The organism is Rhodophyticola sp. (assembly GCF_965284195.1).
Lineage (GTDB): Bacteria > Pseudomonadota > Alphaproteobacteria > Rhodobacterales > Rhodobacteraceae > Rhodophyticola.
The window spans coordinates 3,614,573-3,640,852 of record NZ_CBDIRM010000001.1 but is presented as its reverse complement, the minus strand read 5'-3'; the positions used below and the strand labels follow the sequence as shown (position 1 = coordinate 3,640,852).

32 protein-coding genes are annotated in these 26,280 nt (G+C 65.2%); 16 read left to right on the top strand and 16 right to left on the bottom strand.

Features of this window, described 5'->3' with window-relative positions:
• Positions 1-82 precede the first annotated feature (82 nt).
• Positions 83-1,114, top strand: coding sequence for a uroporphyrinogen decarboxylase (gene hemE, locus ACQ651_RS18230; RefSeq protein WP_430450060.1), 1,032 nt, complete (start codon positions 83-85; stop codon positions 1,112-1,114).
• Positions 1,114-2,286 carry an NAD(P)/FAD-dependent oxidoreductase gene (locus ACQ651_RS18225; RefSeq protein ID WP_430450059.1) on the top strand — a complete coding sequence of 391 codons (1,173 nt, stop codon included), beginning with the start codon at positions 1,114-1,116 and terminating at the stop codon, positions 2,284-2,286. Before hemE ends, ACQ651_RS18225 begins: the two co-directional genes overlap by 1 nt.
• 73 nt (positions 2,287-2,359) lie before the next feature.
• On the opposite strand, the gene ACQ651_RS18220 is transcribed toward ACQ651_RS18225, so the two are convergent.
• On the bottom strand, positions 2,360-2,950 hold the full coding sequence (locus tag ACQ651_RS18220; protein WP_227287099.1) for an outer membrane protein: 591 nt from the start codon (positions 2,948-2,950) through the stop codon (positions 2,360-2,362).
• Between the two features lie 174 nt (positions 2,951-3,124).
• On the opposite strand from ACQ651_RS18220, the gene ACQ651_RS18215 reads away from it, so the two are divergent.
• Positions 3,125-4,186, top strand: coding sequence for a glycosyltransferase family 4 protein (locus ACQ651_RS18215; RefSeq protein ID WP_430450058.1), 1,062 nt, complete (start codon positions 3,125-3,127; stop codon positions 4,184-4,186).
• 41 nt (positions 4,187-4,227) lie between these two features.
• On the opposite strand, the gene hemF is transcribed toward ACQ651_RS18215, so the two are convergent.
• Positions 4,228-5,109 (bottom strand): oxygen-dependent coproporphyrinogen oxidase, encoded by an 882-nt coding sequence (hemF, locus tag ACQ651_RS18210; RefSeq protein ID WP_430450057.1) that lies wholly within the window; start codon positions 5,107-5,109, stop codon positions 4,228-4,230.
• A gap of 266 nt (positions 5,110-5,375) precedes the next feature.
• Between hemF and ACQ651_RS18205 the strand changes: the two genes are divergently transcribed.
• The 5 genes from ACQ651_RS18205 (at position 5,376) to ACQ651_RS18185 (ending at position 9,097) form a co-directional block, all read left to right on the top strand.
• Positions 5,376-6,878 (top strand): serine hydrolase, encoded by a 1,503-nt coding sequence (locus tag ACQ651_RS18205; RefSeq protein WP_430450056.1) that lies wholly within the window; start codon positions 5,376-5,378, stop codon positions 6,876-6,878.
• 120 nt (positions 6,879-6,998) lie between these two features.
• On the top strand, positions 6,999-7,451 hold the full coding sequence (locus ACQ651_RS18200) for a DUF3429 domain-containing protein (protein ID WP_227287093.1): 453 nt from the start codon (positions 6,999-7,001) through the stop codon (positions 7,449-7,451).
• Entirely contained in the window at positions 7,448-8,035 is a 588-nt protein-coding gene (locus ACQ651_RS18195; RefSeq protein WP_430450055.1) for a class I SAM-dependent methyltransferase, read from the top strand. Before ACQ651_RS18200 ends, ACQ651_RS18195 begins: the two co-directional genes overlap by 4 nt.
• Positions 8,028-8,483: a ribonuclease HI gene (rnhA, locus tag ACQ651_RS18190; protein ID WP_375550905.1), complete on the top strand. Its 456-nt coding sequence runs from the start codon at positions 8,028-8,030 to the stop codon at positions 8,481-8,483. The genes ACQ651_RS18195 and rnhA overlap by 8 nt, the downstream gene beginning before the upstream one ends.
• Entirely contained in the window at positions 8,480-9,097 is a 618-nt protein-coding gene (locus ACQ651_RS18185; RefSeq protein WP_430450054.1) for a trimeric intracellular cation channel family protein, read from the top strand. Before rnhA ends, ACQ651_RS18185 begins: the two co-directional genes overlap by 4 nt.
• Positions 9,098-9,164: 67 nt before the next feature.
• Here ACQ651_RS18185 and ACQ651_RS18180 read toward each other — a convergent pair whose 3' ends face one another.
• From ACQ651_RS18180 to def (ACQ651_RS18160), 5 genes are read right to left on the bottom strand one after another with little or no spacing between them, the layout of a single operon-like run.
• Positions 9,165-9,428 (bottom strand): hypothetical protein, encoded by a 264-nt coding sequence (locus tag ACQ651_RS18180; protein WP_227287086.1) that lies wholly within the window; start codon positions 9,426-9,428, stop codon positions 9,165-9,167.
• Entirely contained in the window at positions 9,425-10,336 is a 912-nt protein-coding gene (fmt, locus tag ACQ651_RS18175) for a methionyl-tRNA formyltransferase (RefSeq protein ID WP_430450053.1), read from the bottom strand. The genes ACQ651_RS18180 and fmt overlap by 4 nt, the downstream gene beginning before the upstream one ends.
• Positions 10,337-10,358: 22 nt before the next feature.
• A complete protein-coding gene (def, locus tag ACQ651_RS18170; RefSeq protein ID WP_430450052.1) occupies positions 10,359-10,853 on the bottom strand; it encodes a peptide deformylase in 495 nt (164 codons plus the stop codon).
• Positions 10,843-11,328 (bottom strand): peptide deformylase, encoded by a 486-nt coding sequence (gene def / locus ACQ651_RS18165; protein ID WP_430450051.1) that lies wholly within the window; start codon positions 11,326-11,328, stop codon positions 10,843-10,845. The genes def (ACQ651_RS18170) and def (ACQ651_RS18165) overlap by 11 nt, the downstream gene beginning before the upstream one ends.
• Positions 11,325-11,849 carry a peptide deformylase gene (def, locus tag ACQ651_RS18160; RefSeq protein ID WP_430450050.1) on the bottom strand — a complete coding sequence of 175 codons (525 nt, stop codon included), beginning with the start codon at positions 11,847-11,849 and terminating at the stop codon, positions 11,325-11,327. Before def (ACQ651_RS18160) ends, def (ACQ651_RS18165) begins: the two co-directional genes overlap by 4 nt.
• A gap of 123 nt (positions 11,850-11,972) precedes the next feature.
• Here def (ACQ651_RS18160) and ACQ651_RS18155 point away from each other — a divergent pair, with 123 nt between their 5' ends.
• From ACQ651_RS18155 to ACQ651_RS18145, 3 genes are read left to right on the top strand one after another with little or no spacing between them, the layout of a single operon-like run.
• Positions 11,973-12,380 (top strand): hypothetical protein, encoded by a 408-nt coding sequence (locus ACQ651_RS18155; RefSeq protein WP_227287076.1) that lies wholly within the window; start codon positions 11,973-11,975, stop codon positions 12,378-12,380.
• Complete coding sequence (locus tag ACQ651_RS18150) at positions 12,377-12,589, top strand: helix-turn-helix transcriptional regulator (protein WP_227287074.1); 213 nt, start codon at positions 12,377-12,379, stop codon at positions 12,587-12,589. The genes ACQ651_RS18155 and ACQ651_RS18150 overlap by 4 nt, the downstream gene beginning before the upstream one ends.
• Before the next feature lie 57 nt (positions 12,590-12,646).
• A complete protein-coding gene (locus ACQ651_RS18145; protein WP_227287072.1) occupies positions 12,647-13,816 on the top strand; it encodes a MalY/PatB family protein in 1,170 nt (389 codons plus the stop codon).
• A gap of 102 nt (positions 13,817-13,918) precedes the next feature.
• Here the strand turns inward: ACQ651_RS18145 and ACQ651_RS18140 are convergent, their stop codons facing one another.
• Together ACQ651_RS18140 and ACQ651_RS18135 are read right to left on the bottom strand one after the other, a co-directional pair.
• On the bottom strand, positions 13,919-14,458 hold the full coding sequence (locus tag ACQ651_RS18140) for a cytochrome b (RefSeq protein ID WP_430450049.1): 540 nt from the start codon (positions 14,456-14,458) through the stop codon (positions 13,919-13,921).
• 14 nt (positions 14,459-14,472) lie between these two features.
• Positions 14,473-14,841: a hypothetical protein gene (locus ACQ651_RS18135; protein WP_375550911.1), complete on the bottom strand. Its 369-nt coding sequence runs from the start codon at positions 14,839-14,841 to the stop codon at positions 14,473-14,475.
• 115 nt (positions 14,842-14,956) lie between these two features.
• Between ACQ651_RS18135 and ACQ651_RS18130 the strand changes: the two genes are divergently transcribed.
• Both ACQ651_RS18130 and ACQ651_RS18125 read left to right on the top strand, forming a co-directional pair.
• Complete coding sequence (locus tag ACQ651_RS18130; RefSeq protein WP_227287067.1) at positions 14,957-15,406, top strand: MarR family winged helix-turn-helix transcriptional regulator; 450 nt, start codon at positions 14,957-14,959, stop codon at positions 15,404-15,406.
• Positions 15,407-15,651: 245 nt separating this feature from the next.
• Positions 15,652-16,608 carry an L-malyl-CoA/beta-methylmalyl-CoA lyase gene (locus ACQ651_RS18125; protein ID WP_227287066.1) on the top strand — a complete coding sequence of 319 codons (957 nt, stop codon included), beginning with the start codon at positions 15,652-15,654 and terminating at the stop codon, positions 16,606-16,608.
• Here the strand turns inward: ACQ651_RS18125 and ACQ651_RS18120 are convergent.
• The gene (locus ACQ651_RS18120; protein WP_430450048.1) at positions 16,605-17,096 is read right to left on the bottom strand and encodes an AraC family transcriptional regulator; all 492 of its coding nucleotides are present in this window, start codon (positions 17,094-17,096) and stop codon (positions 16,605-16,607) included. The two genes, ACQ651_RS18125 and ACQ651_RS18120, sit on opposite strands and share 4 nt — an antisense overlap.
• A complete protein-coding gene (locus ACQ651_RS18115) occupies positions 17,093-17,941 on the bottom strand; it encodes an AraC family transcriptional regulator (RefSeq protein WP_430450351.1) in 849 nt (282 codons plus the stop codon). The genes ACQ651_RS18120 and ACQ651_RS18115 overlap by 4 nt, the downstream gene beginning before the upstream one ends.
• 124 nt (positions 17,942-18,065) lie before the next feature.
• On the opposite strand from ACQ651_RS18115, the gene ACQ651_RS18110 reads away from it, so the two are divergent.
• Entirely contained in the window at positions 18,066-19,025 is a 960-nt protein-coding gene (locus ACQ651_RS18110) for an acetyl-CoA carboxylase carboxyltransferase subunit alpha (RefSeq protein ID WP_430450047.1), read from the top strand.
• Positions 19,026-19,117: 92 nt separating this feature from the next.
• The gene (locus ACQ651_RS18105) at positions 19,118-19,573 is read left to right on the top strand and encodes a CIA30 family protein (RefSeq protein ID WP_227287060.1); all 456 of its coding nucleotides are present in this window, start codon (positions 19,118-19,120) and stop codon (positions 19,571-19,573) included.
• Between the two features lie 70 nt (positions 19,574-19,643).
• On the opposite strand, the gene ACQ651_RS18100 is transcribed toward ACQ651_RS18105, so the two are convergent.
• The 4 genes from ACQ651_RS18100 to ACQ651_RS18085 are packed head-to-tail and all read right to left on the bottom strand — an operon-like array spanning position 19,644 to position 22,541.
• Positions 19,644-20,243, bottom strand: coding sequence for a pyridoxamine 5'-phosphate oxidase family protein (locus ACQ651_RS18100; protein ID WP_430450046.1), 600 nt, complete (start codon positions 20,241-20,243; stop codon positions 19,644-19,646).
• Entirely contained in the window at positions 20,240-20,965 is a 726-nt protein-coding gene (locus ACQ651_RS18095; protein ID WP_430450350.1) for a lysophospholipid acyltransferase family protein, read from the bottom strand. Before ACQ651_RS18095 ends, ACQ651_RS18100 begins: the two co-directional genes overlap by 4 nt.
• Positions 20,965-21,867 (bottom strand): cell division protein FtsX, encoded by a 903-nt coding sequence (locus ACQ651_RS18090; protein WP_430450045.1) that lies wholly within the window; start codon positions 21,865-21,867, stop codon positions 20,965-20,967. The genes ACQ651_RS18095 and ACQ651_RS18090 overlap by 1 nt, the downstream gene beginning before the upstream one ends.
• Positions 21,864-22,541 (bottom strand): cell division ATP-binding protein FtsE, encoded by a 678-nt coding sequence (locus ACQ651_RS18085; RefSeq protein WP_121896205.1) that lies wholly within the window; start codon positions 22,539-22,541, stop codon positions 21,864-21,866. Before ACQ651_RS18085 ends, ACQ651_RS18090 begins: the two co-directional genes overlap by 4 nt.
• Positions 22,542-22,710: 169 nt before the next feature.
• Here ACQ651_RS18085 and ACQ651_RS18080 point away from each other — a divergent pair, with 169 nt between their 5' ends.
• Entirely contained in the window at positions 22,711-23,613 is a 903-nt protein-coding gene (locus tag ACQ651_RS18080) for a zinc-ribbon domain-containing protein (protein ID WP_430450044.1), read from the top strand.
• Between the two features lie 6 nt (positions 23,614-23,619).
• Here ACQ651_RS18080 and ACQ651_RS18075 read toward each other — a convergent pair whose 3' ends face one another.
• Positions 23,620-26,265, bottom strand: coding sequence for a DUF4175 domain-containing protein (locus ACQ651_RS18075; protein WP_227287055.1), 2,646 nt, complete (start codon positions 26,263-26,265; stop codon positions 23,620-23,622).
• Positions 26,266-26,280: the final 15 nt, after the last annotated feature.

Sequence of the window (26,280 nt, the reverse complement as noted above, 5' to 3'; positions counted from 1 at the left end):
TCAACTTGTCTTGACAACGGGCCTTGGCTTGACAGTTTGCCCGCCGGACGAGACGGTGCGGCGACGACAAAGGATCATACGAATGCCTGACACCAAATTACTCCTCCGCAGCCTCGCCGGCGAGACATTGCCAACCCCGCCCGTCTGGATGATGCGGCAGGCCGGGCGCTATCTTCCAGAATACCGGGAAACGCGCGCGGAGGCGGGGGACTTCTTGTCGCTCTGCTACAATTCCGATCTGGCCGCCGAGGTTACGTTGCAGCCGATCCGCCGTTATGGTTTCGACGCGGCGATCCTGTTCGCCGATATCCTGCTCTTGCCCGATGCGCTTGGGGCGGATGTCTGGTTCGTCACCGGCGAAGGCCCGCGGCTGTCAACCATCACCGGACCCGAAGGGCTTGCTCCTCTGAAGGGCAAGGATGACATCCACGATCACATGGCGCCGGTCTACGAAACGCTCCGCATCCTGTCGCGTGAGCTTCCGGCGGAGACCGCGCTGATCGGCTTTGCAGGCGCGCCCTGGACGGTTGCGACCTACATGATCGCCGGGCGCGGCACGCCGGATCAGGCCCCGGCTCACAAGCTGAAGGCCGAGGATCGCGCGACATTCGATGCGCTGCTGCACCTTCTGACCGAGGCAACGATCGAGTATCTCTCCAAACAGGTGGAGGCCGGCGCGGAGGTGGTGAAGCTCTTCGACAGCTGGGCCGGGTCGCTGAAAGGCGACGACTTCGCGAAATACGCGCTGGCGCCCGCGAAGCGGATCATATCCGAGCTGAAATCCCGCCACCCCGGCCTGCCCGTCATCGCCTTCCCGCGCGAAGCCGGCAACGCCTATCTGGGGTTCGCGAATGCCGTCGGCGCCGACGGGCTTGCCATCGACACGTCGGTGGATGCCGCATGGGCGGCGAAACACCTGCAACCTGACAGCTGCATTCAGGGCAATCTGGACCCCCGGCACATGGTCACCGGGGGGCAGGCGCTGGTCGATGATACCCGCGCCATCGTCGAGGCATTCAGGGGCGGGCCGCACATCTTCAACCTGGGCCATGGCATCACCCCGAACGCGGACCCCGAGAACGTACACCGGATGCTGGAGGCGATCCGCGGCTGATGACACCGGGCTTCGACGTCGCCGTGATCGGACGCGGGCTGATGGGGAGCGCCTGCGCCCGGCATCTCGCCGAAGCCGGCGCATCGGTGGCGCTGGTCGGGCCCGACGAGCCCGATGATCGCGCCACATTTATCGGCCCTTTCGGCAGCCATCACGATCAGGGCCGGATCACGCGCAAACTGGCCCATGATCCGGACTGGTCCCGCCTGTCCAGCCGCTCCATCGCGCGCTACGGCGATCTGGAGGCGCGCAGCGGCCTGTCCATCTTCACCCCGTGCGGCGGCATGATGGCCGGCCCCGTCACGGGATCGGGCGAAAGCTTCACCAAGGGGTTTCTGGCCGTGGCAAGGGATTTGGGCATCGCCCATGAGTATCACGATGCGACCACCCTGCCCGGCCGCTTCCCGTTCTTCCGGTTTGCCCCCGGCACCTGCGCCGCGTGGGAGGCGACCGGCGGCCACATCAACCCCCGCGCGATCAGGGATGCCGAAGCCCTGCTGGCCGAACGGGCCGGTGCCAAACTGGTCCGCACCCCCGCCACCCGCCTGCGCGGTGGGAAGGTCGGGCTGGCGGACGGCACGCATCTGGCGGCGGATCATGTCGTCGTCGCCACCGGCGGCTATGCCGCCACGGACCGGCTTTTGACCGCGCGCCCGCACCTGCGGGTCTACGCCCGCACCATCGCGTTCGCCGAGGTCGACGAGGCCGAAGCCGCACGGCTGGCCCATATGCCAAGCCTCATATTCTTCCCAGAAGGGCTGGCTTACGATCTCTATGTGCTGCCACCCATCCGCTATCCCGATGGCAGGCTCTACCTGAAAATCGGCGGTGAGGGGGACAGCCCGATTATGCAGGATGATGCCGAAATGACCGCATGGTTTCAGGGCGATGGCAATCCTGCGGTCGGCGCAAAACTGATCGGCCATCTTCGCGAGTTGATGCCGGAACTGGCGATCCGGTCGGTCCATACGGGCAGTTGCGCGGTCAGCTTCACCGAAACCGGCTTCCCCTATATCGCGCGGCTGTCCGACAGGCTCACCCTTCTGACAGGCGGAAACGGGGCGGGCGCGAAATGCTGTGACGAGTTGGGGCGGTTGGGGGCGGTGGTTGCCCGGGGGCAGCCCCTGAACGCGGAAGGATACGGCACGGATTTTGGCGCCGTACTTGACTGACCCCCCCCGCAAAATCAAACCCCCGGCCCACCCATCGGGCGGACCGGGGGACATATCGGTAGAGAACCTAGGATCAGAACCGGAAGTTCAGCGAAAGTGCCGCGGTCGTTGCCTCGGCTTCCAGTCCGCCCAGATCGAAATCGTCGAACTCATGGTACAGAACTTCGGCGCCGAGGGTCACGTTCTGAGTCAGGAAAATCTCATAGCCCAGACCGGCGAAGTACCCGTCGGAATCGCCCACGGCTGCGGCGCTGGTTTCAACCCGCGCCCAACCGGCGGTCGCATAGATCCAGTTGCGGTTCAGGTCGATACCGGCCCGGCCACCGACGCGCAGGACGGAATCGACATTCGTCACGCCGCCCAGATCCACATCCGTGGTGTCGTATTGCAGACCGCCGCCGACGATGAAGTTGCCGAAGTCGTAATCGTAATAGGCCCGAAGACCGATCAGCATGTCGTCACCGCTGAGCGCGGCCGCACCGCTGGTTTCCACATCGATCTGGCCGAATTGCAGACCGACCGAAGGGCCGGTCCAGTCGTAGGCCGGCGCAGGCGGGACGATCGTCACCGGCGGTGGCGTGGTCGTTTGCACCGGGCCAGAGGCAAGCGCGGGAGCGGCCAGCGCAAGCATCGCAGTGCTGAGTGCAAGTGTCTTGATACGCATCTTTTCCTCTTTCCGTGTTTATTAATGGGGCAATACCCATAGTATTTAATGGTAGAACGATCCCGAAACACTGCAAGCGACAGAACCGTTAACTATTGTGTGAACGCCCGCCCCCGCCATCGGGTTCCCGGCTCAGCGCTTGTATGGCTCCGGCACACGAGTTATGGGCGCAGAATGACCTATCGCGACCCCGGGCAGATCGACGTACTTGCGCCGAATTTCAAACGTCGCCTGTCGGGCGTGACGGCAACCGTGGTGCGGCTGGTGCCGTTACAGGCCGACAACATCGCGATTGCCGCCGTGGCGCCGGCGCTCCCCGATCACGTCCCGCAGATCCGCCGGCGCGATCTTCTGACGATGTCCGCCTCCGGGCCGTCGGGGCACCGGGTCTGGCATGCGCGACGGAACTCCGAAATGCTGGCCGGGTTGGTCCTGAAACACCTGTTTCGCAAACGGCTGAAGCTGCTTTTCACCTCCGCCTCCCAACGCCACCATACCGGCTATTCGAAATGGCTGATCCGGCAGATGGACGCCCTGATTTCCACCTCACGGAAAACCGCCGAGTATCTGGATCGCCCGTCCAGCGTGATCCTGCATGGCATCGACACCAAAAGCTTTTCCCCGCCAGCCGACCGCGCGGCGGTCAAGGCCTCCCTCGGCCTGCCGTCGGGCCCGCTGGTGGGGTGCTTCGGACGCATCCGCGCGCAGAAGGGCACCGATGTCTTTGTCGACGCGATGATCGAGCTGCTGCGCGACCGGCCCGAGGCCGCGGCCATCGTCATGGGGCGCGCCACCGAAAAACACATCGGCTTCGAGCGGGATCTGAAGGCCCGAGTTGCCGCCGCGGGCCTTTCGGACAGGTTCCTGTTTCCGCCGGAAGTGCCCGTTCACGACATTGCCGAATGGTATCAGGCGCTTGATCTCTTCATCGCGCCGCAACGATGGGAGGGGTTCGGCCTGACCCCGCTGGAAGCCATGGCCTGCGGTGTTCCGGTGATCGCCACGACAGTCGGCGCGTTCGAGGAACTGATCGTCCCCGGCGAAACGGGCGCGCTTATTGCCCCCGGCGATGTCGCCGCCATGGTCAGCGCTGCCGCGAGGCTGCTGGACGACCCGACCGAGCGGTCCCGCCAATCGGCCAATGCCCGGTCTCATGTGGTGTCCCATTTCGGGATCGAGCGCGAGGCAGAGGCGATTGTCGCCATCTACCGCGCGCTGCTGGATGGGTCGAAATAGGTTACAAAAGATTCCGAATTTGCGTCTTTTTGTAACCTGTCTCAGGTCCACTTCGCGATCGGCGGCAAACTCATCAACACGGCATTCGCGTCGTGACCCGTCTCCAGCCCGAACTTCGTGCCCCGGTCATAGACCAGATTGTACTCCGCATAGAGACCCCGGTGAACCAGCTGCGCCTCCCGGTCGGCCTCGGTGAATGCTGCATGCCGGCGTTTCTCGACCACCCCGAGAAAGGCAGGCAGGAATGCCCGGCCCACATCCTGGGTGAAGGCGAAATCGGCCTCCCAGTCGCCGGTGTTCAGGTCATCGTAGAAAATCCCGCCGACCCCGCGGGCCCGGCCCCGGTGCGGCACGAAGAAATACTCATCCGCCCAGGCCTTGAAGCGCGGATAGTACGCGGGCTGATGCCGGTCGCAATGATCCTTCAGCACGTCATGAAACGCGGCCGTATCCTCGGGGTATTCGATCGCCGGGTTCAGGTCCGACCCCCCGCCGAACCACCAGGCATGGGGCGTCCAGAACATGCGCGTGTTCATGTGAACGGCCGGCACATGCGGATTCTGCATATGCGCCACGAGAGAGATGCCCGACGCCCAGAAGCGCGGGTCGTCCTTGAGGCCAGACAGGTCCTTGCGCGCCGCCATGGCCTGCACCGCACGCTCCCCCAACGTGCCATAGACGGTGGAGACATTGACGCCGACTTTCTCGAACACCCGCCCGCTGCGCATGACGCTCATCAGCCCGCCGCCCGCATCGCTGCCATTGTCGGAGGCGCGGGTGGTTTCGGAGACGTCGAACCGGCCGGGTTCCTCCGCGCCGCCCTGCGTGTCTTCCAGCCCTTCGAAGGCGGCGACGATCTCATCGCGCAAACTGCGGAACCACGCAGAGGCGCGGGCTTTGCGGGTCTCGAACATGTCGGTCATGGTGGTCCTTCTCTCGCTCCGGACGATTTATGCCCAGACCATTGGGCCAGAGCAAGATGACGCGACCGATTGACCCTGGATCCGTCCCGGCCATGGCAGATGTTGCGGCATGATCCGGGCCATCACCGATATGTTCCCCGCAGGTCGCAACAGGCAAAAATTTGCTGCCGGCGTTAACACCTTTGTCATGGATTTCCTTGGGAAAATCCCCTACGATTAGAGAAACGCCGCACAAGACGGCACCAGAGGCAGACAGAGCAGGTCTCGTGAGACACAGACGGATTTCATTGGCCCTTTTCGGGTTCATTGCGCTTTTGTGCGTGGTGCTGACGGTCGGTGCGCCCGCGCGCGCCGCGCCGTATGCCGCCATGGTCATGGATGCCCGCACCGGCGAGGTACTGCATTCCCGCAATGCCGATACAAGGCTTCATCCCGCATCTCTGACCAAGATGATGACGCTCTACATCGCGTTCGAAGCCGTGCGCCTTGGCGAGATCACCATGGACACGCCGGTGACGATCTCGGCCAATGCCGCCGCTGAGCCGCCTTCGGAACTGGGCCTGCGGGCCGGGTCGCGGATCGCGCTGCGCTATTTGGTGCGGGCCGCCGCCGTGCGCTCGGCAAACGATGCGGCCACGGCCATCGGCGAGGCGATCGAAGGGTCCGAAGCGGCCTTCGCCCGCCGCATGAACCGTACAGCAAGCGCCTTGGGCATGACCCGCACGACCTTCCGCAATGCTCACGGCTTGACCGAAGAAGGCCACCTGTCCACGGCCCGTGACATGACCGTGATGGGGCGCCGTCTCTTTTTCGACTACCCGCAATACTACAACATCTTCTCCAGGCGCTCGACCGATGCGGGTATCGCCACGGTGCGCAACACCAACCGCCGGTTCCTTGACGCCTATCGCGGCGCGGACGGGATCAAGACCGGCTATACCCGGGCGGCCGGGTTCAACCTCGTCGCCTCCGCCGAGCGCGGGCAGGAACGGATCATCGCGACCGTGTTCGGAGGCCAATCCACAGCCTCCCGAAATCAACGGATCATGGAGCTTCTGGATATGGGGTTCGCCCGCGCACCCACGCGGGCCACGATCCGGCGGCCAAGTCTGCCGACCTATGACAACCAGCCAAGCCGGCCTGGCAGCCCCGCGACCCTGGCCGTGGCACAAAGCATCGTTCCGGTGCGCCGCCCGGTCCGCGAAGCGTCGCCCGTGCTGCTTGCCGCGATCGACGCCGCGGTGGAAGACGCGCTGGAAGATGCGGTCACCGCCCCGGTGGAGGCCCCGGCGGCAGAGGATGCACCGGCGACAGCGGACCCCACCCCCGAACCCTCCGACGCGCCCGCAGCCACTCTGCTTGCGGAGGCAGAGGTCACGGAGGCCATGGAGCCCGCCCAACCCGAAGCCATCGAAGTTGCGGCGCTGACCCCGCTGGATACGTCCCCCGCACCCCGGCCCCTGCAACTGACCGAGGTTGTGGCCCGCGCCATGCCGTTGGAGCCCGAGGTCGTGACCCGCGCCTCCTCCACCGGCAGCCGGCTTTACGGTGTCTCGCTCGGCCGCTATCCGACCCGTCACGGCGCCGAACGTCTGCTGCTGACCACGGCGCTTGCGGAACTCGGCACCTTCGACGAAGCCCTGCGCCGCGTCGTCAGCCGCTCCGGCGGGTTCGAGGCACGGTTTGACGGCATGACCGAGGATCAGGCCGCGCGCGCGTGTGCCCGGCTGATGGCGCGCGCCGTGACCTGCACCACCTACGGCCCCTGACCCGTTCCGACCCGGGCGAAGGCGCACCTCATGTCGCAGCCGATGCACCCTGCGGCGCGAATGGCGGCATTTGCGGGGAACCCTCTTGCCGCAGCGGCCAAGCCCCGGCACATAGGCACCATGACCAGAATTCCCCGCTCCGCCCTTCTTATCGGACTTGCCGGCCTGATCCCGTTTCTGTGGGGCGCCGCCACCCTGAGCGACCCCGCCCTGCAAGGCTGGTCCGCGCGTGTGCTGGGCCCGGCACTTACCGGGCCGTTTGTGCTTCAGAGCTATGGCATCGTGATCCTGTGCTTCATGTCCGGCGCGCTCTGGGGCTTCGCCACGAAGGCCAGGGGCGCCGTCGCCGCAACCGGGTATGCGCTCTCGGTGCTGCCCGCGCTTTGGGCGTTTTTCATGGCCCAGGGCCGGCCCGACAGCGCCATGGTCGCGCTTCTGGCGGGGTTCATCGCGTTGCTGCCGATGGATTACATGTTCTGGCAACAGGGGCTCGCGCCACGTTGGTGGATGGCGTTGCGTCTGCTGCTGACGGCGGTCGTCGTGGCCTGCCTTGCGGTGGGAGTCGTCAGATGACGGATCAGGAGACGCTGAGGGCCTATTCCGCCCGTGTCGACGAATATGCCGCCGTCGCGATGACGGAAATCCAGGCCCGGGCGATGGAGGATTTTCTGTCCCATCTCCCGCCCGGCGCGCATGTTCTGGATGTTGGTTGCGGCCCGGGCGTCCATGCGGCGGCCATGCAGGAGGCCGGGTTTCGGGTCACCGCGCTCGACCCGACCGCCGAATTCGTCGAGGCCGCACGGGCGCGCGGGGTCGATGCCAGACTTGGCAGTTTCGATGATGTCACCGAAACCGATCTGTATGACGGGGTCTGGGCCAGCTTCTCCCTGCTCCATGCGCGCCGCGCCGATTTTGCCCGCCATTTCGCCGCTTTGGCAAAGGCGTTGAAACCGGGCGGGCACCTCTTTCTCGGGATGAAGCTGGGCACAGGCGAGGCGCGGGACGATATTGGCCGTTTCTACACCTATTACACCGAGCCCGCGTTGCGCGAACATCTGGAGGATGCCGGCCTGACGGTGCTCAGCGCCGAAACCGGCGAGGGCCGCGGCCTTACGGGGACGCTTGACCCCTATATCCTGATCATCGCCCGTGGCTGAGCTGTTCGCCTATACGGACGGGGCCTGTTCCGGCAACCCCGGCCCCGGCGGCTGGGGCGCCCTGCTGATCGCGCGCGACGGCGCCCGGGTCTTGAAGACCCGCGAGTTGAAGGGCGGCGAGGCGGACACCACCAACAACCGGATGGAACTGCTGGCCGCCATCCATGCCCTTGAGGCGCTGGACCGTCCCTCCACCCTGACCGTCATCACCGACAGCGCCTATGTCAAAGGCGGCATCACCGCGTGGCTGCATAGCTGGAAACGGAACAACTGGCGCACGGCCACGAAAAAACCGGTCAAGAACGAGGATCTGTGGCGCCGTCTGGATGCGGCGAATGCCCGCCACAGCGTGACCTGGGAATGGGTGAAGGGCCATGCGGGCCACCCCGAAAACGAACGCGCCGACGCCTTGGCCCGGGCCGGCATGGCCCCGTTCAAACCGACATGATCGCCATGCTGGATTATGCCGCCGTGGCGGTCTTTGCGCTGACCGGGGCATTGGTCGCCTCCCGCGCGCAGCTGGACATCATCGGCTTCTTCTTCGTCGCCTGTCTGACGGCGGTCGGCGGCGGTACGGTCCGCGATCTGCTGCTTGACCGCGACCCGGTGTTCTGGCTTGCCGATCCCACCCATCTGGCCATCGCCTGCGCCGCCGCGTTTCTCGTCTTCTTCACCGCCCATCTTCTGGAAAGCCGGTACACGGTCCTACTTTGGCTGGACGCCGCCGCGCTGGCCATCGCGGTCGCGGCAGGCGTCAGCGTGGCCGGTGCCATGGATCAGTCGGTGCCGATCATCCTTGTGATGGGGGTTGCCACCGGCACGCTTGGCGGCCTGATGCGCGATGTCGTCTGCAACGAGGTACCGCTGGTCCTGAAACAGGGGGAACTCTACGTCACCGCCGCCCTTGCCGGGGCCGGGGCCGCCCTTGCCATACCGTATGTGATTGCCGATCCGCTTGCCCCGATCATCGCCTGCATCCTGACCACCTTTGCCCTGCGGGCAGGCTCGCTTGCCTTTGGCTGGCGGCTGCCGGTCTACCGACCGCGCCCGCCCAGATCCTGAGCGACGCCAGACCGCGGCGGAGGAAAACGCCCCTCGTTCGGATCCCGTCCTCTTTCGGAAACAGCGGTTACTTCCGGCGATTGCGCCGCCGATGCGCCCATTCCGTCGGGATCAGCACCAGTGCCGCCGCCGACCCGATGATCGCATCCACACCGGGCGACCCGAAGCTCAGATGGAACATCACCCGCAGCATGAAAACGACGATCACCGCCCCCAGCGCGATCAGGACCGATGGAATGATCCCGTTATGGGTGATCCCCCAGCGTTCAAAGAGGTAGCCCATGAACCCGCCGATCATCAACGAGCCGAAAAACGCGAAAAAGCCCATCATCCGTCTCCCAACACTGTGCCCGGAGCAACCGGGGTTCCGCGCAAAAACGTCTCGCCATCCTGCCGGGCGCGCCCCTCGGCCTGAAGTTCGGTCAGTTCCACCGCCCCCGTGCCGCAGGCCACGCGCAGCCCGTCCAGCACGACGCCGGGTTCACCCTCGCCCGGCACGACCCGACTGCGCAAGAGCTTGATCCTGCGGCCGGCCAACATCGTCCACGCCCCCGGAAACGGGGACAATCCGCGGATCAGCCGATCCACCTCCAACGCCGGGCGGGTCCAGTCCACCCGCGCCTCGGACTTGTCGATCTTCGCCGCGTAGCTCACTCCGGCCTCCGGCTGCGGCCGAGCCACGAGCTCATCGCGCCGCGCCAGAGCCTCGACAATCGCGTCAGCGCCCAGAACGCTCAACCGGTCATGCAACTCGCCGGTTGTTTCCTCGGCCCCGATTTCGACGGTCTTGCGCAGCAGAACAGGCCCGGTATCGAGCCCGGCCTCCATCTCCATGATGCAGATGCCGGTTTCCCGGTCACCGGCCATGATCGCCCGGTGGATCGGCGCGGCACCCCGCCAGCGGGGCAGCAGGCTTGCATGAATATTGAGGCAACCGCCCGCCGGCGCATCCAGGATCGCCTGCGGCAGGATCAGCCCGTAAGCCACCACCACGGCGACATCGGCACTAAGCGCGGCGAAGTCCGACTGCGCATCGGGCGTCTTGAGAGAGATCGGGTGGCGGACCGTCAGGCCCAGCGCCTCGGCACGCGATTGCACCGGAGAGGGCCGGTCCTTCTTGCCCCTGCCCGCGGGGCGCGGTGGCTGGCAATAGACCGCCGCAATGTCATGGCCCGCATCGACCAGCGCCTCCAGCACCGGCACCGAAAACGCCGGCGTGCCCATGAACACAACTCTCATACGCATCTCTCCGAGTGGATGTTCACGCCCGTTTCCTCGCCTTTTTCAGCAGCATGTCGCGTTTGACACGGCTCAACCGGTCGAAATACATCCGCCCGTCCAGATGGTCGATCTGATGCTGCACACTGGTGGCCCACAGCCCGACCAGATCCTTTTCCACCCGTGCGCCGGTTTCATCCAGATAGGCCACGGTCACGGCGCGGGGACGGCGGATCTCCGCGTGCACGCCCGGCAGGTTCGGGCTGCCTTCCGGATGGGACCGCAACTCGACGCTTGCATGAAGCAACTCGGGGTTGGCCATCTGTATCGCCCGGCCCCGCTCATCGGAGGCATCGACAACCGCCAGCCGCAGCATCACGCCGATCTGCGGCGCGGCAAGGCCCACACCCGGCATGGCATCCATCGTGTCGATCATGTCGGTCCAGATCGCCCGCACCGCGTCGGTCACCTCTGCAACCGGCTCACGGACCGTTTGCAGCCGCCTGTCCGGCCACATGACAAATGGCCTAGCCGGCATAGTCGGCCTCCAGCGCGGCGCGGGCGGCAGGCTCCACACGGTCGAATGTCACGATCCCGTCCAGATGATCGTATTCGTGCTGGGCGCAGATCGCGGCGAACCCGTCCAATCGCGCCTCTTGGCCCATACCGGCCGGATCGGTCCAGCGCAGGACGATCCATTCGGCACGCGCCACCTGCGCCGTGATGCCGGGGATCGACAGGCAACCCTCGGGGCCGCTGACCTGACGCTCCGACCGATCCAGGATCTCGGGGTTCACGCAGATCAAGGGGGTCGGGCTGCCTTCCTTCCAGCCCACATCCATCACGAAAAGCCGCTGCAGAACGCCGATCTGCGGCGCGGCCAGCCCACGCCCGCGGGCGGCATACATCGTATCGAGCATATCGGCCGAAAGCTCGCGGATATCGCCAGCCACCGGCGTGCAGGTTTCGCTCAGGCGTGGGTCGGGCCAACGCAGGATGGGGCGCAGGCTCACACCTTCTCCCAGGCCAGTTCGCGCTTCAGCTTGACCATCTTGCGGGTGATCATCTGGCGTTTCAGCGGGCGCAGATAGTCGATGAACAACTTGCCATCCAGATGGTCGATCTCATGCTGCACGCAGGTCGCCCAGAGCCCATCGAAGGTTTCGGTCTGCGCCCGGCCATCCCGGTCCATCCATTCCACCGTCACCTCCGCCGGGCGTTCCACATCCGCATACATTTCGGGCAGCGACAGGCAGCCCTCCTCGTACACGTTACGCTCGTCAGAGCTGGACAGGACGCGGGGGTTGAACATGGTCAGCGGGCGCGGCGTGGCCCCCTCCTCCTTCACGCAATCCAGAACGATCAGCCGTTGCAGGATGCCGACCTGTGGTGCGGCCAGCCCGATACCGGGGGCGGCGTACATGGTTTCCAGCATGTCATCGGCAAGGCTGCGCAACTCATCGCTGCTGTCAGGCACCGGGTCGGCCACCTTTTTCAGGCGCGGGTCGGGGTGGATCAGAATGGAACGTTTCATAGCCATGCATTTAGCGCCCCGCCGCACATCTCGCAAGTTATGGGAAGTGTAACCTTGACGTTACTTTTCGAGTCGGATATGTAACCCCAAGGTTACTTACTTCTTGTCATGGAGACCACTCTTATGTCCGCAAATCCTGTCAGCCGCATCCGCCTGATCGGCAGCGCCATGATTGTCATCCTCACCCTGACCGCGGTGATCGCCTCATTTGCCTCCGTCGGGCCTTCGGGCTTGACCTGGGCCTGGCTGATCGGCGGCGCGGCCATCGGCTACGCGGTGCTGTCTGCCATCATGCACCTGCGCCACCCCGAAGCTGCAGAGGCGGCATGGGACGAACAGAACACCGCCGCCCATCGCGACAGCCTGATCTTCGGGTTCTGGGCCGTCCTTGCGGTGTTTATCGTTTTCCTCGTGCTCGTGCTGAGCGGGCGCCTTGACGCGAGCATGGCCTTCTTCTGGCTCGGGCCGGTTCTGGGCGCCGCGCCACCGGCCCATTACCTCGCCTCGATCCTGCGGGGCCGTGCCGAATGACGGCAAGGTTAATCGTTCATCTGAAAGCCCACCGGACCAAGGCCGGACTGACCCAGGCCGACCTGGCCGACGCGGTGGGCGTTTCGCGCAAGACCGTCAACACGATCGAGAACGGGATCTTCACGCCGTCGACCTATCTTGCGCTGTGTCTGGCCGATGAACTGGAGGTCAGCGTGCATGACCTCTTCGAATTGCCGCCGGACGGCTAGCTCTTGCGCCCGGCTCCGCGTCCGCTAGCTTGGCCCGGACCAAGGACGGAGGCATTCATGTCATTTGACGAGATCATCGACCGGCGCGGCACACATTGCGTGAAATGGGACATGATGGAGCAGCTTTACGGCGTCTCTCCGTCGGACGGGATCGCCATGTGGGTGGCGGATATGGAGTTCCGCCCGCCGCAATGCATTCAGGATGCGCTGCAGGGGATGATCGACCACGGCCTTTACGGCTATTTCGGCGATGACAGCAAATACCGCGCGGCGATCTGCTGGTGGATGGAGCATCGCCATGGCTGGACCATAGAGCCGGACTGGATCTTCACCACCCACGGCCTCGTCAACGGCACGGCGATGTGCCTCGACGCCTATACCCAGCCCGGCGATGGCATCGTTCTGATGACGCCGGTCTATCATGCCTTCGCCAAGGTGATCCGCGCCGCCGGTCGCGAACTGGTGGAATGCGAGATGATCAATGCCGACGGCCGGTACGAACTGAACATCGACGCGTGGGATGCACAGATGACCGGCAACGAGCGGATGCTGATCCTGTGTTCGCCGCACAACCCGGGTGGCCGTGTCTGGACGCAAGGGGAGTTGCAGGCGCTGGCCGCCTTTGCCAAACGCCACGAGTTGCTGATCGTCTCCGACGAGATCCATCACGATCTGGTGCTGCCCGGGCATACCCATATCCCGATGGCAAAGATCGACGGTATCGCCGACCGGCTGATCATGATGACGGCCACGACCAAGACCTTCAATATCGCGGGGTCCCATGTGGGCAACGTGATCATCGAGGATCCGGATCTGCGCGCACGGTTCAACGCCCGGATGATGGCGATGGGCATGTCGCCCAACTCCTTCGGGCTGTTCATGGCTACGGCGGCCTACACCCCCGCCGGCGCCGCCTGGGTTGACAGCCTGACCCCGTATCTGGCCGAAAACGCGCGGATCTTCGATGACGGGATCAACGCCATCCCCGGCCTGCACTCGATGAAACTGGAAAGCACTTATCTGGCCTGGGTCGATTTCTCGGGCACGGGCATGGATATGGCGGAATTTACCCGGCGCACCGCGGAGGACGCGAAAATCGCCGTGAACCACGGGCCGACCTTCGGCAAGGGCGGGGAGGATTTCCTGCGTTTCAACATCGCCGCGCCACGGGCGGTGATCGAGGATGCGGTGGCGCGGATGCGATCCGCTTTCAAGGACTTGCAGTAAACTTCGCGTCGCGCCCGTTCTGAGCAATGCCGCGCTGGCCCCTTGGCCGGTTTCCAGCCAATGGCTCTCACTGGCTATCGAGCTGCAACTGGCCGACGGCCGCTATGCCTTTTGAAACCAGATGCGCTTGAGCGTTCCATCTTTGAGCACCCAATGATGGTAGAGCGCAGCGCCGGCGTGAAGCAGAACAAGCCCGACCAGCAGCCTTGCGGCAATCCCGTGGCCCACCCGTGGCGGAAGTTCTGCCAGCTCGGGAAATCCCGCCTCGCCGTATAGGGCATCGGGCAATCCCGACAAGATCGACACTGCGATCCCACTCGCCAGCAGCAGCAACAAAGCGACGTAGAGGGCCCGGTGCGTCCAGCGCGCGATACGATCCTGCCAAGGAGCAACACCGCCGACGGAGGATGGCTTGCGGTCGAAGCGCCACCACCAGATCAACCGCGCGATGGTCAGCAGCAACACGGCCACCGCGACGGGAAGATGCACACGAAGGATGGCGGCCTTGGTCTCCGCGTCCGATGCATACCCTGCGCTGAAGCCGCTCCCGAGCAATACAAGAATGAGCAGCGCGCTGATCCAATGAACCGAGACGGCGACGACACCGAAACGGCTCTCGGAACTCTTGATCTGGTTGGCCATCTTTCGGTCTCCTATCAACACCAACGCTGGATTGCGGCCTCGGAATCTGTAGGCCCGGTATTAAAGGCGATGCGCGCCTTGGGCGCATGTTCGTGAACCACATTCACCAGCTTTTCGAATATCAGGAAATGGTCGTCATCCTTGCGGACGCCGGCGCCGATCATCACCACATCAAAGGCCGTTTCCTTCAACGCCTGAACGAGTTGATCCGTGGCGGTATCGCCGCTGTATAGGAACCCGATAGACGCGGTGTAGCCAAGATCGTTCAGTTTTTTCTCATCCGCCCGCAGCGCAGCTTCAAGCTTGTCGGCGGTCAGCCCCGGATACTTCGCGTAATCCACGACGGTCGGGTGCCAGCCCACCATGAGCACTGTCTTTGTCATTTCCTTGTCCCCGTATTGTTGCCGCTCCACCCCCGCTGAACGCGATTGTCGTTGTTGACGCTGGTCCGGTGGGCTATGTTGGTTTACACGTAAACTACATCGTATTTTTATTTACATGGCAAGTAAAAAAGACGGACCTCCAAAATCCATTGGCCGTTCGCTGAACTTCACGGCGGGCCGCATGAATGCGCTTTGTCAGCAACTGCTTGATCCTTATGATCTTTCATTGCCCCAATGGGTTGTCTTGTCATGCCTCTGGCGGTCCGACGGATTGACCGTTGGCGCATTGGCGGAGCTTGTCGGCACCGGACTTCCGGCGACATCACGCATTGTGGATCGAATGATCGACCGGGGGTTGGTACGTCGCCGAAGGCACGCGTCAGATGGCCGTGTCATGGTCGTCACGCTGACGGAAAAGGGCCGGGACCTCGATCACCTGTCCGATTTCCACGAAAGGATCAACACAGTGCTTCTGGAGGGATTTTCGCCGAGTGAACGGGAACTGGCGTTTTCTTTTCTCCTCAGAATGCAGACGAATGCGGAGACCGCGCTTGGAGAGCGTTGAGCGCCGATCATGAAGGATCACGGTCGCTATCCCTGAACGCTGATGTTCTGGCCACGCGGCTATTGGCTCCGCAGCCCGGAAGGCTCGCCCAGGTCCTGCAGGGCCGCACGGTGAAGATCGACGGTCACCGCGCCAGAAACTCTGCCGTTCCCGCCATGCCGCGCCGCAGCACTTGCGCCCGGTCGCGCAATAACCTACCCATTCCGGCAACGCCCACGAAACATCCTTGCGCCGAAAGAGCCCTTATGTCCTTCCGTATCCAGCCCCAGCCCGTCGCCCGCCCCAACCGTTGCCAGTTGTTCGGGCCCGGCTCCAATACAAAGCTGTTTCAGAAGATGGCCGACAGCGCGGCGGATGTGATCAATCTCGATCTGGAAGACAGCGTTGCGCCCGACGACAAGCCGCAAGCCCGCGCAAATGTCATTCAGGCGATCGGCGATATCGACTGGGGGAGCAAGACCCTGAGCGTGCGGATCAACGGGCTGGACACGCCCTATTGGTACCGCGATGTGGTCGATCTGCTGGAGCAATCCGGCGACCGGCTGGATCAGATCATGATCCCCAAGGTGGGCTGCGCCGCCGATGTCTATGCCGTCGACGCGCTTGTGACGGCGATTGAAGCCGCGCGGGGCCGCGACCGGAAAGTCAGCTTCGAGGTGATCATCGAAAGTGCCGCCGGCCTGTCCCATGTGGAGGAGATAGCCGCGGCATCGCCACGGCTTCAGGCCATGTCCCTCGGCGCCGCCGATTTCGCCGCCAGCATGGGGATGCAGACAACAGGCATCGGCGGGACACAGGAAAACTACTACATGCTTCACGGCGGGGCGCGGCATTTCAGCGACCCCTGGCACTGGGCGCAGACCGCGATTGTCGCCGCCTGCCGCACCCATGGCGTGCTGCCCGTCGACGGGCCGTTCGGCGATTTCAGCGACGATGACGGCTATCGCGCCCAGGCGCGCCGCTCGGCGACGCTGGGCATGGTCGGGAAATGGGCCATCCACCCGAAACAGATCGCGCTGGCCAATGAGGTGTTCACACCGTCGGACGAGGCCGTGGCGGAAGCCCGCGAGATCCTGGCCGCAATGGAAGCGGCCAAGAAAAGCGGTTCGGGAGCAACGGTTTACAAGGGCCGCCTGGTCGATATCGCATCCATCAAGCAGGCCGAAGTGATCGTCAGGCAATCCGAGATGATCGCGGGCTAAACCACCGGCAGGCAGAGATCTGTCAGCAGGTCCGCGGGTGCGACCTCCACAGGGCTGTTGAGATAGAGCGCGAATGCAGGTGCATCGCGCCGCACCAGCCGATGCGCGGCCAGTCGTGCCGGCGTGAACTGCGCCCAGACCGCGCCAAGCCCGTCATAGGGGCCGCGATAGCGGCAGACGGCGACCCGGCCGGGCGGCACGGTGATCTCGACCAGACCGGGCGGCAAGGCGCCCGGGCCAACCCAGATCGCCCCGGCATGGCTCAGCAAGTCGGCCTCCGGCACGTCGCCGGGCGCCTCGCGGTGCAGGCTGATCATGCCGCGGGTCATCGGGACGGCATTGCCAGCGGCAAGAATGCGCATCAGCCTGCCGAAGCTCTCGCCGATTTCGTGATGCGCCCCGCGATGCACAAGCGCGCCCACTCGCAACGGCGGACTTTCCCTGATGTCCAGCGACAGGCCCGACGCGGCCATGGCAAGCCAGCTCATGCGGCCTGCTCCGCCAGCGGCACACAAACATCCGTCAGCAGATCCTCGGGCGCGGTGTCCTGCGGGTTGTTGAGATAGACCTCGATCGGCGGGTGATCGCCCAGTTCCTCCCCCGAGCGCGGCAGCCAGACGCCATACATATGCTTGTAGGCAGCGGCGAGGCCGGAATAGGGGCCCTTGTAATGCATGACCGCGTAGCGCCCGGCAGGCAGCTTGACCTCTTCCAGCGGTGCGGCCACGGGCGCGGCGTCATCCACCACAACACCGGCCAGGCTGCGCAGGTCGTCGGCGGCAACGGCATCGGGGTCGTCGTAATAGACCCCCACCATCCCGCCCGCATGGGGCCAGAGGTTGCGGGAGCTGAAGACGGCGCCAAGGCTTTCGAATGCCTTGCCGATCATAACATACGGGCCACGATGGGCGATGGCCGCCAGACGGCGCGCGGGGTGGTCGGCAATATCAATCGGGTACACGGGGTAACCTCCTTTTTCAGCAGTCAGAAGCGGCGGCATCAGCTCGCCGCGGGTTCTGAACGCACCGGGGGTCAGGCCATGGCTTGCAACAAAGGCACGGCTGAAGCTGGACAGGCTGGGGTAACCGACATCCGCGGCGATCCGCCGGAGCGGCCGATCCGTCTGCACCAGCCAGACGGCCGCGCGATGCAGACGCACCCGGCGCACGGCCTGGGCGCAGGTTTCGCCGGTCATCGCGCGAAAGACGCGGTGCCAGTGAAACCGGCTCATCGCGGCGACATCGGCCAGTTCGTCAAGCGACAGGTCACCGGCCGGATTGTCGTGGATATATGCCAGCACGCGCAGCAGTCTGTCTTCGTAGCTTGTGGCCATGGCCGGTCCTCCGGAGCGTTCGGCCACTGTCATGCCGCGCCTTGCATTCACAAATCTTGCCGAGTTGCATCCGCCGGTCCACACCGTCATATAACCTCGCAAGGATCGCTTGGCGGAGGCCCGCATGAACTATCTCGATTTTGAGAAACCGCTTGCCGAGATCGAAGGCAAGGCCGAGGAGCTGCGCGCGCTGGCACGACGCAACGAGGAGATGGATGTCGAGGCGGAGGCCAAGGCGCTGGACAAGAAAGCGTCGGACCTGCTTGTGGATCTCTACCGCGATCTCAGCCCTTGGCGGAAATGTCAGGTCGCGCGCCATCCGGACCGTCCCCATTGCCGCGACTATATCGAGGCGCTTTTCACCGAATACACGCCGCTGGCCGGCGACCGGAACTTCGCAGACGACCATGCGGTGATGGGCGGGCTTGCCCGGTTCGACGATACGCCCGTGGTGGTGATCGGCCACGAAAAGGGGCACGACACCAAGACCCGGATCGAGCGGAATTTCGGCATGGCACGGCCCGAAGGGTACCGCAAGGCCGTCCGCCTGATGGATCTGGCGGACAGGTTCAACCTGCCCGTCGTCACCCTCGTCGACACGCCCGGCGCCTATCCCGGCAAGGGCGCCGAAGAACGCGGACAATCCGAGGCGATTGCGCGCAGCACCGAGAAATGCCTTCAGATCCGTGTGCCGCTCATTTCAGTCATCATCGGCGAGGGCGGTTCCGGCGGTGCGGTGGCCTTTGCAACCGCGGACAGGCTCGCGATGCTGGAACACTCGATCTACTCCGTGATCTCGCCCGAAGGATGCGCCTCGATCCTCTGGAAAGATGCCGAGAAGATGCGCGAGGCCGCCGAGGCGCTGCGCCTGACCGCGCAGGATCTCAAACGGCTCGGCGTGGCCGATCACATCATCAAGGAGCCCATGGGTGGCGCGCAGCGGGACCGCGACGCGACAATCGCCGCCGTCGGCAAGGCGATCGGGGCGCTGCTGGCCGAGATGGACGGGCAGAGCGGCAAGACGCTCGTGAAGGCCCGGCGGAAGAAGTATCTGGATATGGGCTTCAAGGGATTGGCGGCCTGAAACCGCTGGACCGGCGCTTTCTCCTCCTGACCGGGTGGGCGGCGGGCCTTGCGCCCCGTGCGGCGCTGTCCGAAAGCTGGAGCACCCTGACCATGACACCTGCCAACAGCTATGACTGGACCTATCTGGCCGACACGGTCATGGGCGGCGTGTCCGAGGGGGAAGCGGCGCTTCACGGCGAGGTCCTGCGCCTGAGCGGCTCGGTCAGCACGGAAAACAGGGGCGGGTTCATTCAGGCCCGGACCGCCCTGCCCGATGGGCTGCCCCCGGCCGCCACGGCCCTGCGGCTGCGGGTGCGCGGCAATGAGCAGCGATACTTCATCCATCTGCGCACGACGGGCTCGCGCTTGCCGTGGCAGTATTATCAGGCCGGGTTCCATGCGCCGCTGGACTGGGTCGATGTGACGATCCCGCTGGCCGACTTCACGCCATCGGGCGGGATGCTGCGGGCCCGGATCCGGTCGGAGGACATTCGCTCTCTCGGACTGGTAGCCTACGGCCGGGATCATCAGGCCGACGTGTCGCTGGCCGCACTCGGCGCGATCTGAACGCAAGGCGGGACGCGCGCCCCTGCGGCCCGATCCGATCGCGGTGATACACCCCCCCCCGCCGGGGTCCTCACCACATGCGGTCCTTCGCATAATCGGCGTAGGTCTCGTCATAGGCCGCACCGTCGAACGCCTGCTGGCGTTCCTTGAGGAACTGCCCCGCAGTCGGCAAGCCCTCCATCCCGTCGCGGGTCCAGAGCCCGGACCGCATCAGCGCCTTGGCGCATTGGAAATAGACCTCGCCAGTGCGGATCACGATGACGGTCCGCGGATACCGTCCGCCCTGTTCGAAGGTGCGTGTCACATCGGGATCATCGCTGACCACGGCGGTGCCGTTGACGCGGACGACGTTGTTTTCACCCGGGATCATGAACATCAGCGACACACGCCCATCGCGCACGATGTTGCGCAGGGAATCCATCCGGTTGTTGCCGCGCCAATCGGGCATCCAGAGGGTGCTGTCGTCCACGATCCGGACCACCGGGCCGTCATCCCCGCGTGGGCTGCCATCGGTGCCCTCGGGGCCGATGGTCGATAACACCACGAAACGCGCGGCCCCGATCCATTGCCGGTAGAGCGGTGTCAGAACCGGAGTGACCTTGCGGATCGCCAGCGGGTTCACAACATCGTAAAGGGTTTCCAGCGCCTCGATATCCTCGATCGTCTTCATGTCAGGCTCCGATCCAGTCCGGCCTCGTTCAGAAGCGCGTCGCTTGCGCTTTCGACGTCGTGCTCCAGCCGGGCCATGAAATCTGCAACTGAAAGGCCCGGTTCGATCCGCGGCAGGAACTCCACCACCGCGAGACCGGGCTTGCGGGTGATGCCACGCTTGGGCCAGAAGACGCCGACATTGGTGGCCACGGGAACGCAAGGCTGCCCGAGCTGTTCGTAGAGCGCGCCGGTCCCCACCTTGTATCGGGCCGACACGCCGGGCGCGACGCGGGTGCCTTGCGGATAGATGATCAACTGCCCGCCCTGTTGCCGCCCGCTTTTCACATCGCCCAGCATCTTCTTGATCGCGGCCCCGCGCTTGCCCCGGTTAACCGGCACGCAGCCGATGCGCAAGGCGAACTGGCCGATGATCGGCGCGAACATGATCAGACGTTTCATGATGAACTTGCCGCGCGGCATGGCGTTGTAGATCACGAGGATATCGAGAAAACTCTGGTGTTTCGCGGCCACCATCACCTCGTCCGTCGGTGGCGTGCCGCGCACCTCGACCCGCAAGCCGACCATCCAGTCCAGCGTCCACAACACCCACCGGCAATAGGCATGGCAGGCCGCATGGGCGCCCGCAGGGCTGAACACCGCCCATGGCAGATAGATGATCGCCACCACCGGCATCGCCAGATACATCTGCACGATGAAGACGAGCGATCTCAGCCATTGCATCATCTGAGCCCCCCAAGCGTCCGGAATGCGGCGATGCGGGTGGCCCAGAAGGCCGTGACGGCGGCAAGAACCGGCACAGTCAGCGGCCAGAGCCAGTGAAGACCGGAAAAGCCGAGCCCGGTCAGAAACGCCTGTTCGTCCCCCCCCCGTGGCAGAAGGGCAACAGCGATCATGCCGGCAATCGTGCCCGCCATCGCTCCGCTGAGCGCGCGCAGCGTGAACCGGCGCACGAAGGCGCGCGCGATGTAATTGTCCCGCGCGCCCACCAGACGCAGCACCTTGATGACACCCTGATTGGCCGCCAGCGCGGATCCTGCGGCAAGGGTGATCATCGCCGCGGTGGAGGCAAGGATCAGCCCGATGGCGACCCATCCGAGCAGACGGAGACCGTTTGCGGCCTCCACCAGCGGGCGGCGCCAGCGGGTATGGTCGTCCAGCACCGCGCCCGGCGCCTCCGCCGCCAGACGCTGGCGCAGGCCTTCGGCATCGTATCCTTCCGCCGTTTCGACCACCTCGACAAGCCGCGGGATCGGCAGATCGGCCACCGGCAGATCGGGGCCGAACCACGGCTCCAGCAGCGCGCGCTGCTCGTCATCGGTCAGCGCCCGCGCGCTGTCCACGCCGGAGGTCTGCTCCAGCACCGTCAGAACGGCCCAGGTCTGCGCCTCCAGTTCAGCCAAAGGGGCCGAGATACGGATGGTCGAGGTGCGGGCCAGCGCGTCGGACCAGCGATCCGCCAACCGGTCCGCGGCCAGAGACAAGGCCATCGCGAAGACCGCCAGAAACGCCATCGCCCCGGCCGTGAACACCGTCAGCCGCGCGGAATAGCCCGTCGGCGGGACCACGCGATCAGCCTGGCTATCGCCTTGAACAAACCGCAGAAATCGGGAGACGACGTTCATAAATCCGCCCCCGCAAGATGAATCCGTCCGCCCCCGATGCGCAGCACACGGGCCGAGACCTGCGCCTTTGCGGCGCGGATCAGGGCCAGATCATGGGTGGCGATCAGGACGGTCTTGCCCATCTTGTTCAACTCCACCAGCAGGGTCAGCAGGCGCAGCGACATCTCCCAATCGACATTGCCCGTGGGCTCGTCGGCCAGAATCACGTCCGGGTCCATGATCACCGCCCGGGCAAGGGCCGCGCGCTGCCTCTCGCCGCCCGACAGTTCCGGCGGCAGGGCATCCGCGCGGGCGCGCAACCCCACCCATCCGATCAGTTCCTCCAGATTTGCCGCCTCCTGCCCCGTTTTGCGGCCTGACACGGTCAAGGGCAGGGCGATGTTTTCGGCCACCGGCAGATGGTCCAGAAACTGGCAATCCTGATGAACGACACCGATCCGCTGTCTGGCCTTCGCAATGTCGTCGCGGGACATCGCCTTGGCCTCCTGCTCGAACAGGCGGACAGATCCGCCCGTGGGCAACAGATCAGCGTAGCAAAGCCTCAGAAACGTCGTCTTGCCCGCGCCGGACGGCCCGGTCAGGAAATGGAACGACCCCGGCGCAAGCCGCAGGCCGATCTCGGACAGAAGCGGCTCGGTCCCGTAGCCATATGCCGCGTCTTCCAGTTCGATCAAAGTTCCATACTCCGCGCGTCCCGATATGTCACTCTCATGCCTCAGGCTGAGCGAGGTTGCAATTGGCACAGATATACAATCACTTGGAAACAATTCGCTTGGTTGTTAAACATTATTACAGTTTAGAGAATAAGCGGTCACACAGACGCGAAGCGGAAACGGGGTGACGATGCGGCTGACATGTCCCAATTGCAGCGCACGATACGAGGTTGACGACGACATGATCCCGGCCGACGGCCGGGACGTGCAATGCTCCAACTGCTCGACAACCTGGTTCCAGCCCGGCCCGCGGACTGCGGCTTCTGCTTCCGAGAGCGAGCCTGAGGCACCACATACAGGCAAAGCATCGCTGCCGCCCGAAGAGACCGAAACAGATGAGCCCGCCGAGCCCGAGACGGCGGAGGCGCCGGTCGAGCCGGAGGTCGAGCGCGCGCAGGACGGCGGCGAAAACGACCACGACGCGCCGGAAGAGACCGATACATCGGCGCAGCCCCGCACCCGCCGCGATCTGGACCCGGCCCTGCGCGACCTGCTGCGCGAGGAAGCCGAGCGCGAAGCGCGCCTGCGGCAGGCTGCACAGGAAACCGTCGAAACCCAGGACGAGATGCCGCTGGACCAGCCGGCGCCGGCGCCGCCGGCAGGCCGGGGGCAAGCGGATCGCCAGATGCCGGATGCCGATGACAGCTTTGACGATGACGCGCTGGACGAGATGATCAGCTCCAGCGTGCATGACGGGCCGCGCCGCGATCTGTTGCCCGATATCGAAGAAATCAACTCGACCCTCAGGGCCACCAGCGACCGCAATGCCGGCGAGAGCGAGGCCAGCGATGTGGAAACGCTCGACGAGGCGCCGCGCCGACGCCGCGGGATCAGGCTTGGTTTTGGCCTCGTCCTGCTGATCGCGGCGGGGCTGGTGGCCGTCTACTCCAACGCAGTCCAGATCGCCGAGCGGCTGCCGCAGGCGAGCCCCGCGATACAGGCCTATGTAACCCAAGTGGACGAGGCGCGGTTCTGGCTGGATGGGCTCGCACAGGGCGTGTTGCAGCGCGAGGATGCACAGGCCGCCGAGTAATCGGCGCTAGAACTGGTCCAGAAGCCGCCTCAGATACTCCAGTTCCACCTCGGGGCGGTCCTGTTCCGCAGAGCGGCGGCGGATCTCATCGAGCAATTCGCGCGCACGGCGGAAGGCTTCTTCGCGCTGCTCGAAACCCTCTTCCGACCCGAAGGCACCTGCATTCCCGGCCTGCCGCCCCAGCGGATCCTGCAGCGGCCTGTCCGGCGGCGCGGTACCGTCGGCCTGCCCCTGCCCCGGCTCTTCGGTGCCGCTTTCCTGCGCCAGCGCCCGGCCCAGTTCGCCCATGCCTTCACGCAGCGCCTCCATGGCCTCTGACTGGCTGTCGAGCGCGTCGGCCAGGTCGCCCCGGCCCAGCGCCTCGGCGGCCTCATCCATCGCGCGCTCCGCATCGTCAAGCGCCTGCCGGGCGGCCTCGCCTCCTTCGGTGCCCTCTCCGGGCAGGTCCAGGGCCTGTTCCTGCAACTGGCGGCGCAGATCCTCCTGCCGTTGGGCAAGGCTGCGTCCGTCGCCCTCGCCGCCCCGGCCCTCGCCCTGCTCGGTTCCAGGCTGCTGCCCGGGCTGGCCGCTTTGCGGGCCGCCCTGCCCGTCCTGCGCCTGTTCGCCGGGTTCGCCGTTCTGACCGCCCTGACCGGGTTGGCCCTGCTGGCCGGGCTGCCCCGGCCCCTGCTGGCTTTGCTGACCCTGCGGGCCCTGCTGCGGGTTTGGCCGGCCCGGGTTGAACTGCTCCTGCAACTCCTGAAAACTGTCGTCGCTCAGGCTCTGCTGATCGCGCAGCGTATCCTGCAGGTCCTGCATCGCCTGTTCCCCGGGGGTTTGCGGGCCGTCGCCCCCTTCCCCCTGGGTGATCTGCATATTCTCCATCATCTGGCGCAGCGCATCCAGCATCTCCTGCGCCTCGGCCATCCGGCCCTGCTGCATCAACTCCTCGATTCGGCGCAGCATTTCGTTCAGATCGGCCATGGACATTTCCATGGTTTCGCCGCCATCGGGCTGATCTTCACCCGGCTGTGCGTTTTCCGCCAGTTGCTGCATGTAATCGTCCATCGCCTGCCGCAACTCATCCATCAACTGGGCGATTTCCTCGTCGCTCGCGCCCTGCCGCATCGCTTCGGCCAGCCGATCCTGCGCGCGGCGCAGACGTTCCAGCGCATCGGCCAGATCGCCCTCCTCCAGCTCGATGGCCGCGTTCCAAAGGATTTCCGCCACCTGATCGCGGGTCTCGACCGAGATGCTGTCCACCGCGGCTTCCAGCCGACGGATCGCCGTGCGAACCATCAGATACGCCCCGTCATCGTCAAACGCCCCGTCCGGGCGGTGACTGATCGCGCGCAGGATCTGCGCCGCGCGGGGGGCGTTTTCGCGGGACCACAGGATATCGCGCCGCTGCTCGATGATCGCATTGGCCAGCGGGTCGAAGAACCGTCTTCCGGGCAAACGGTCGATCGTCTCGCGGATCGTGCCGATCTGTCCCGCGTCATCGACCACGGTCAGCGTCAGGGTGACCGGCAGATTGGCGAAAGGATGCTGAGACAGATCCTCGACCAGCAGTTCCGAGAACTCCGCGCGCGACCCCGCGAAAGGCATCGGCAGGTCCAGAACCAGCGCTTCGCGGGGTTCGGGTTCGACCGCCAGACCAAACCGGCGGTCGGCCGCGTCCGCGTTCAGCATCAGCCGCGCCTGACCGGAAATGACCGCGTAATCATCTGTAGCGGTATAGGTGAACTGCATCTGGCCCGGTGGAATGCCGGTCATCTCGCCATCCAGAACGACCGCAGGCGGCTGATCGTGCAGCATGACGATCTGCCAGCTTCGCCCGTTCGTGCCTTCGACGGCGATCTCGCCCGAGCGTTCCAGTATCAGATCCTGCGCGGGCGCCGCCGTGTCGTTCGTCTCGCCGGCGGGGGGCGCCATCACGCTCTGCCGCAGCCTGAGCGCGCCGACCTCACCGTAAAACCGCATGGTGATCCGGGAACCGGCGGGCGCCTCGAACTCCTCCCGGGTTATGTCATTGAGGTAGAGCGAGGGCAGCCCGGTATATAGCGGCGGCTCCACCCAGCCTTCCCAGCTTGGCCCGCTGATGCTTGCCTCGCCCGCGCCGACAACCGCATCCCCCACATCCCCGACCCGCCAGATCGCCCCGAAGACGAGCGCCATGGCAAAGGCGGTGGCCGCGATGAAGCGCAGACCGTATGGATCGCGGTCGGAGATGCGCAGATCCGGCTCGGGCGCGCGGGCCGTGACGGCGCGTATGGCCATGCGCGCCACATGGGCCTCCCACACCGCGCGGGAGGCCGGGTCGTCGCCGCCCACGGCGGGCGTGTCGATCAGCGCCGTGATCGGGCGCCCCGGAAGCGTCCGGTCCAGCCGGTCCAGCGCCGCCTCCCGCGTGGGCAGGCGGAACCCGCGCAAGCCCTTGACGGTGAACCAGATCAGACTTGCAAGGATCAGCACCAGCGCGACCCAGAGCACCTCCAGCGGCAATGCATCCGCCGCGCCGAAGGCGAAAACCGCGATCGCAAGCAGGAGGATCGTCCAGACCGGCCAGAAGGCACGCACCGCGCGCTCGGCAAACATGCCGGCCCGGGTCAGCCTCAGGGGCCAGGCCAGACGCCGCAGAACGGCGTCGGTGGGGGGGATCTGATCCGTCATATTCCCTTTCGGGGC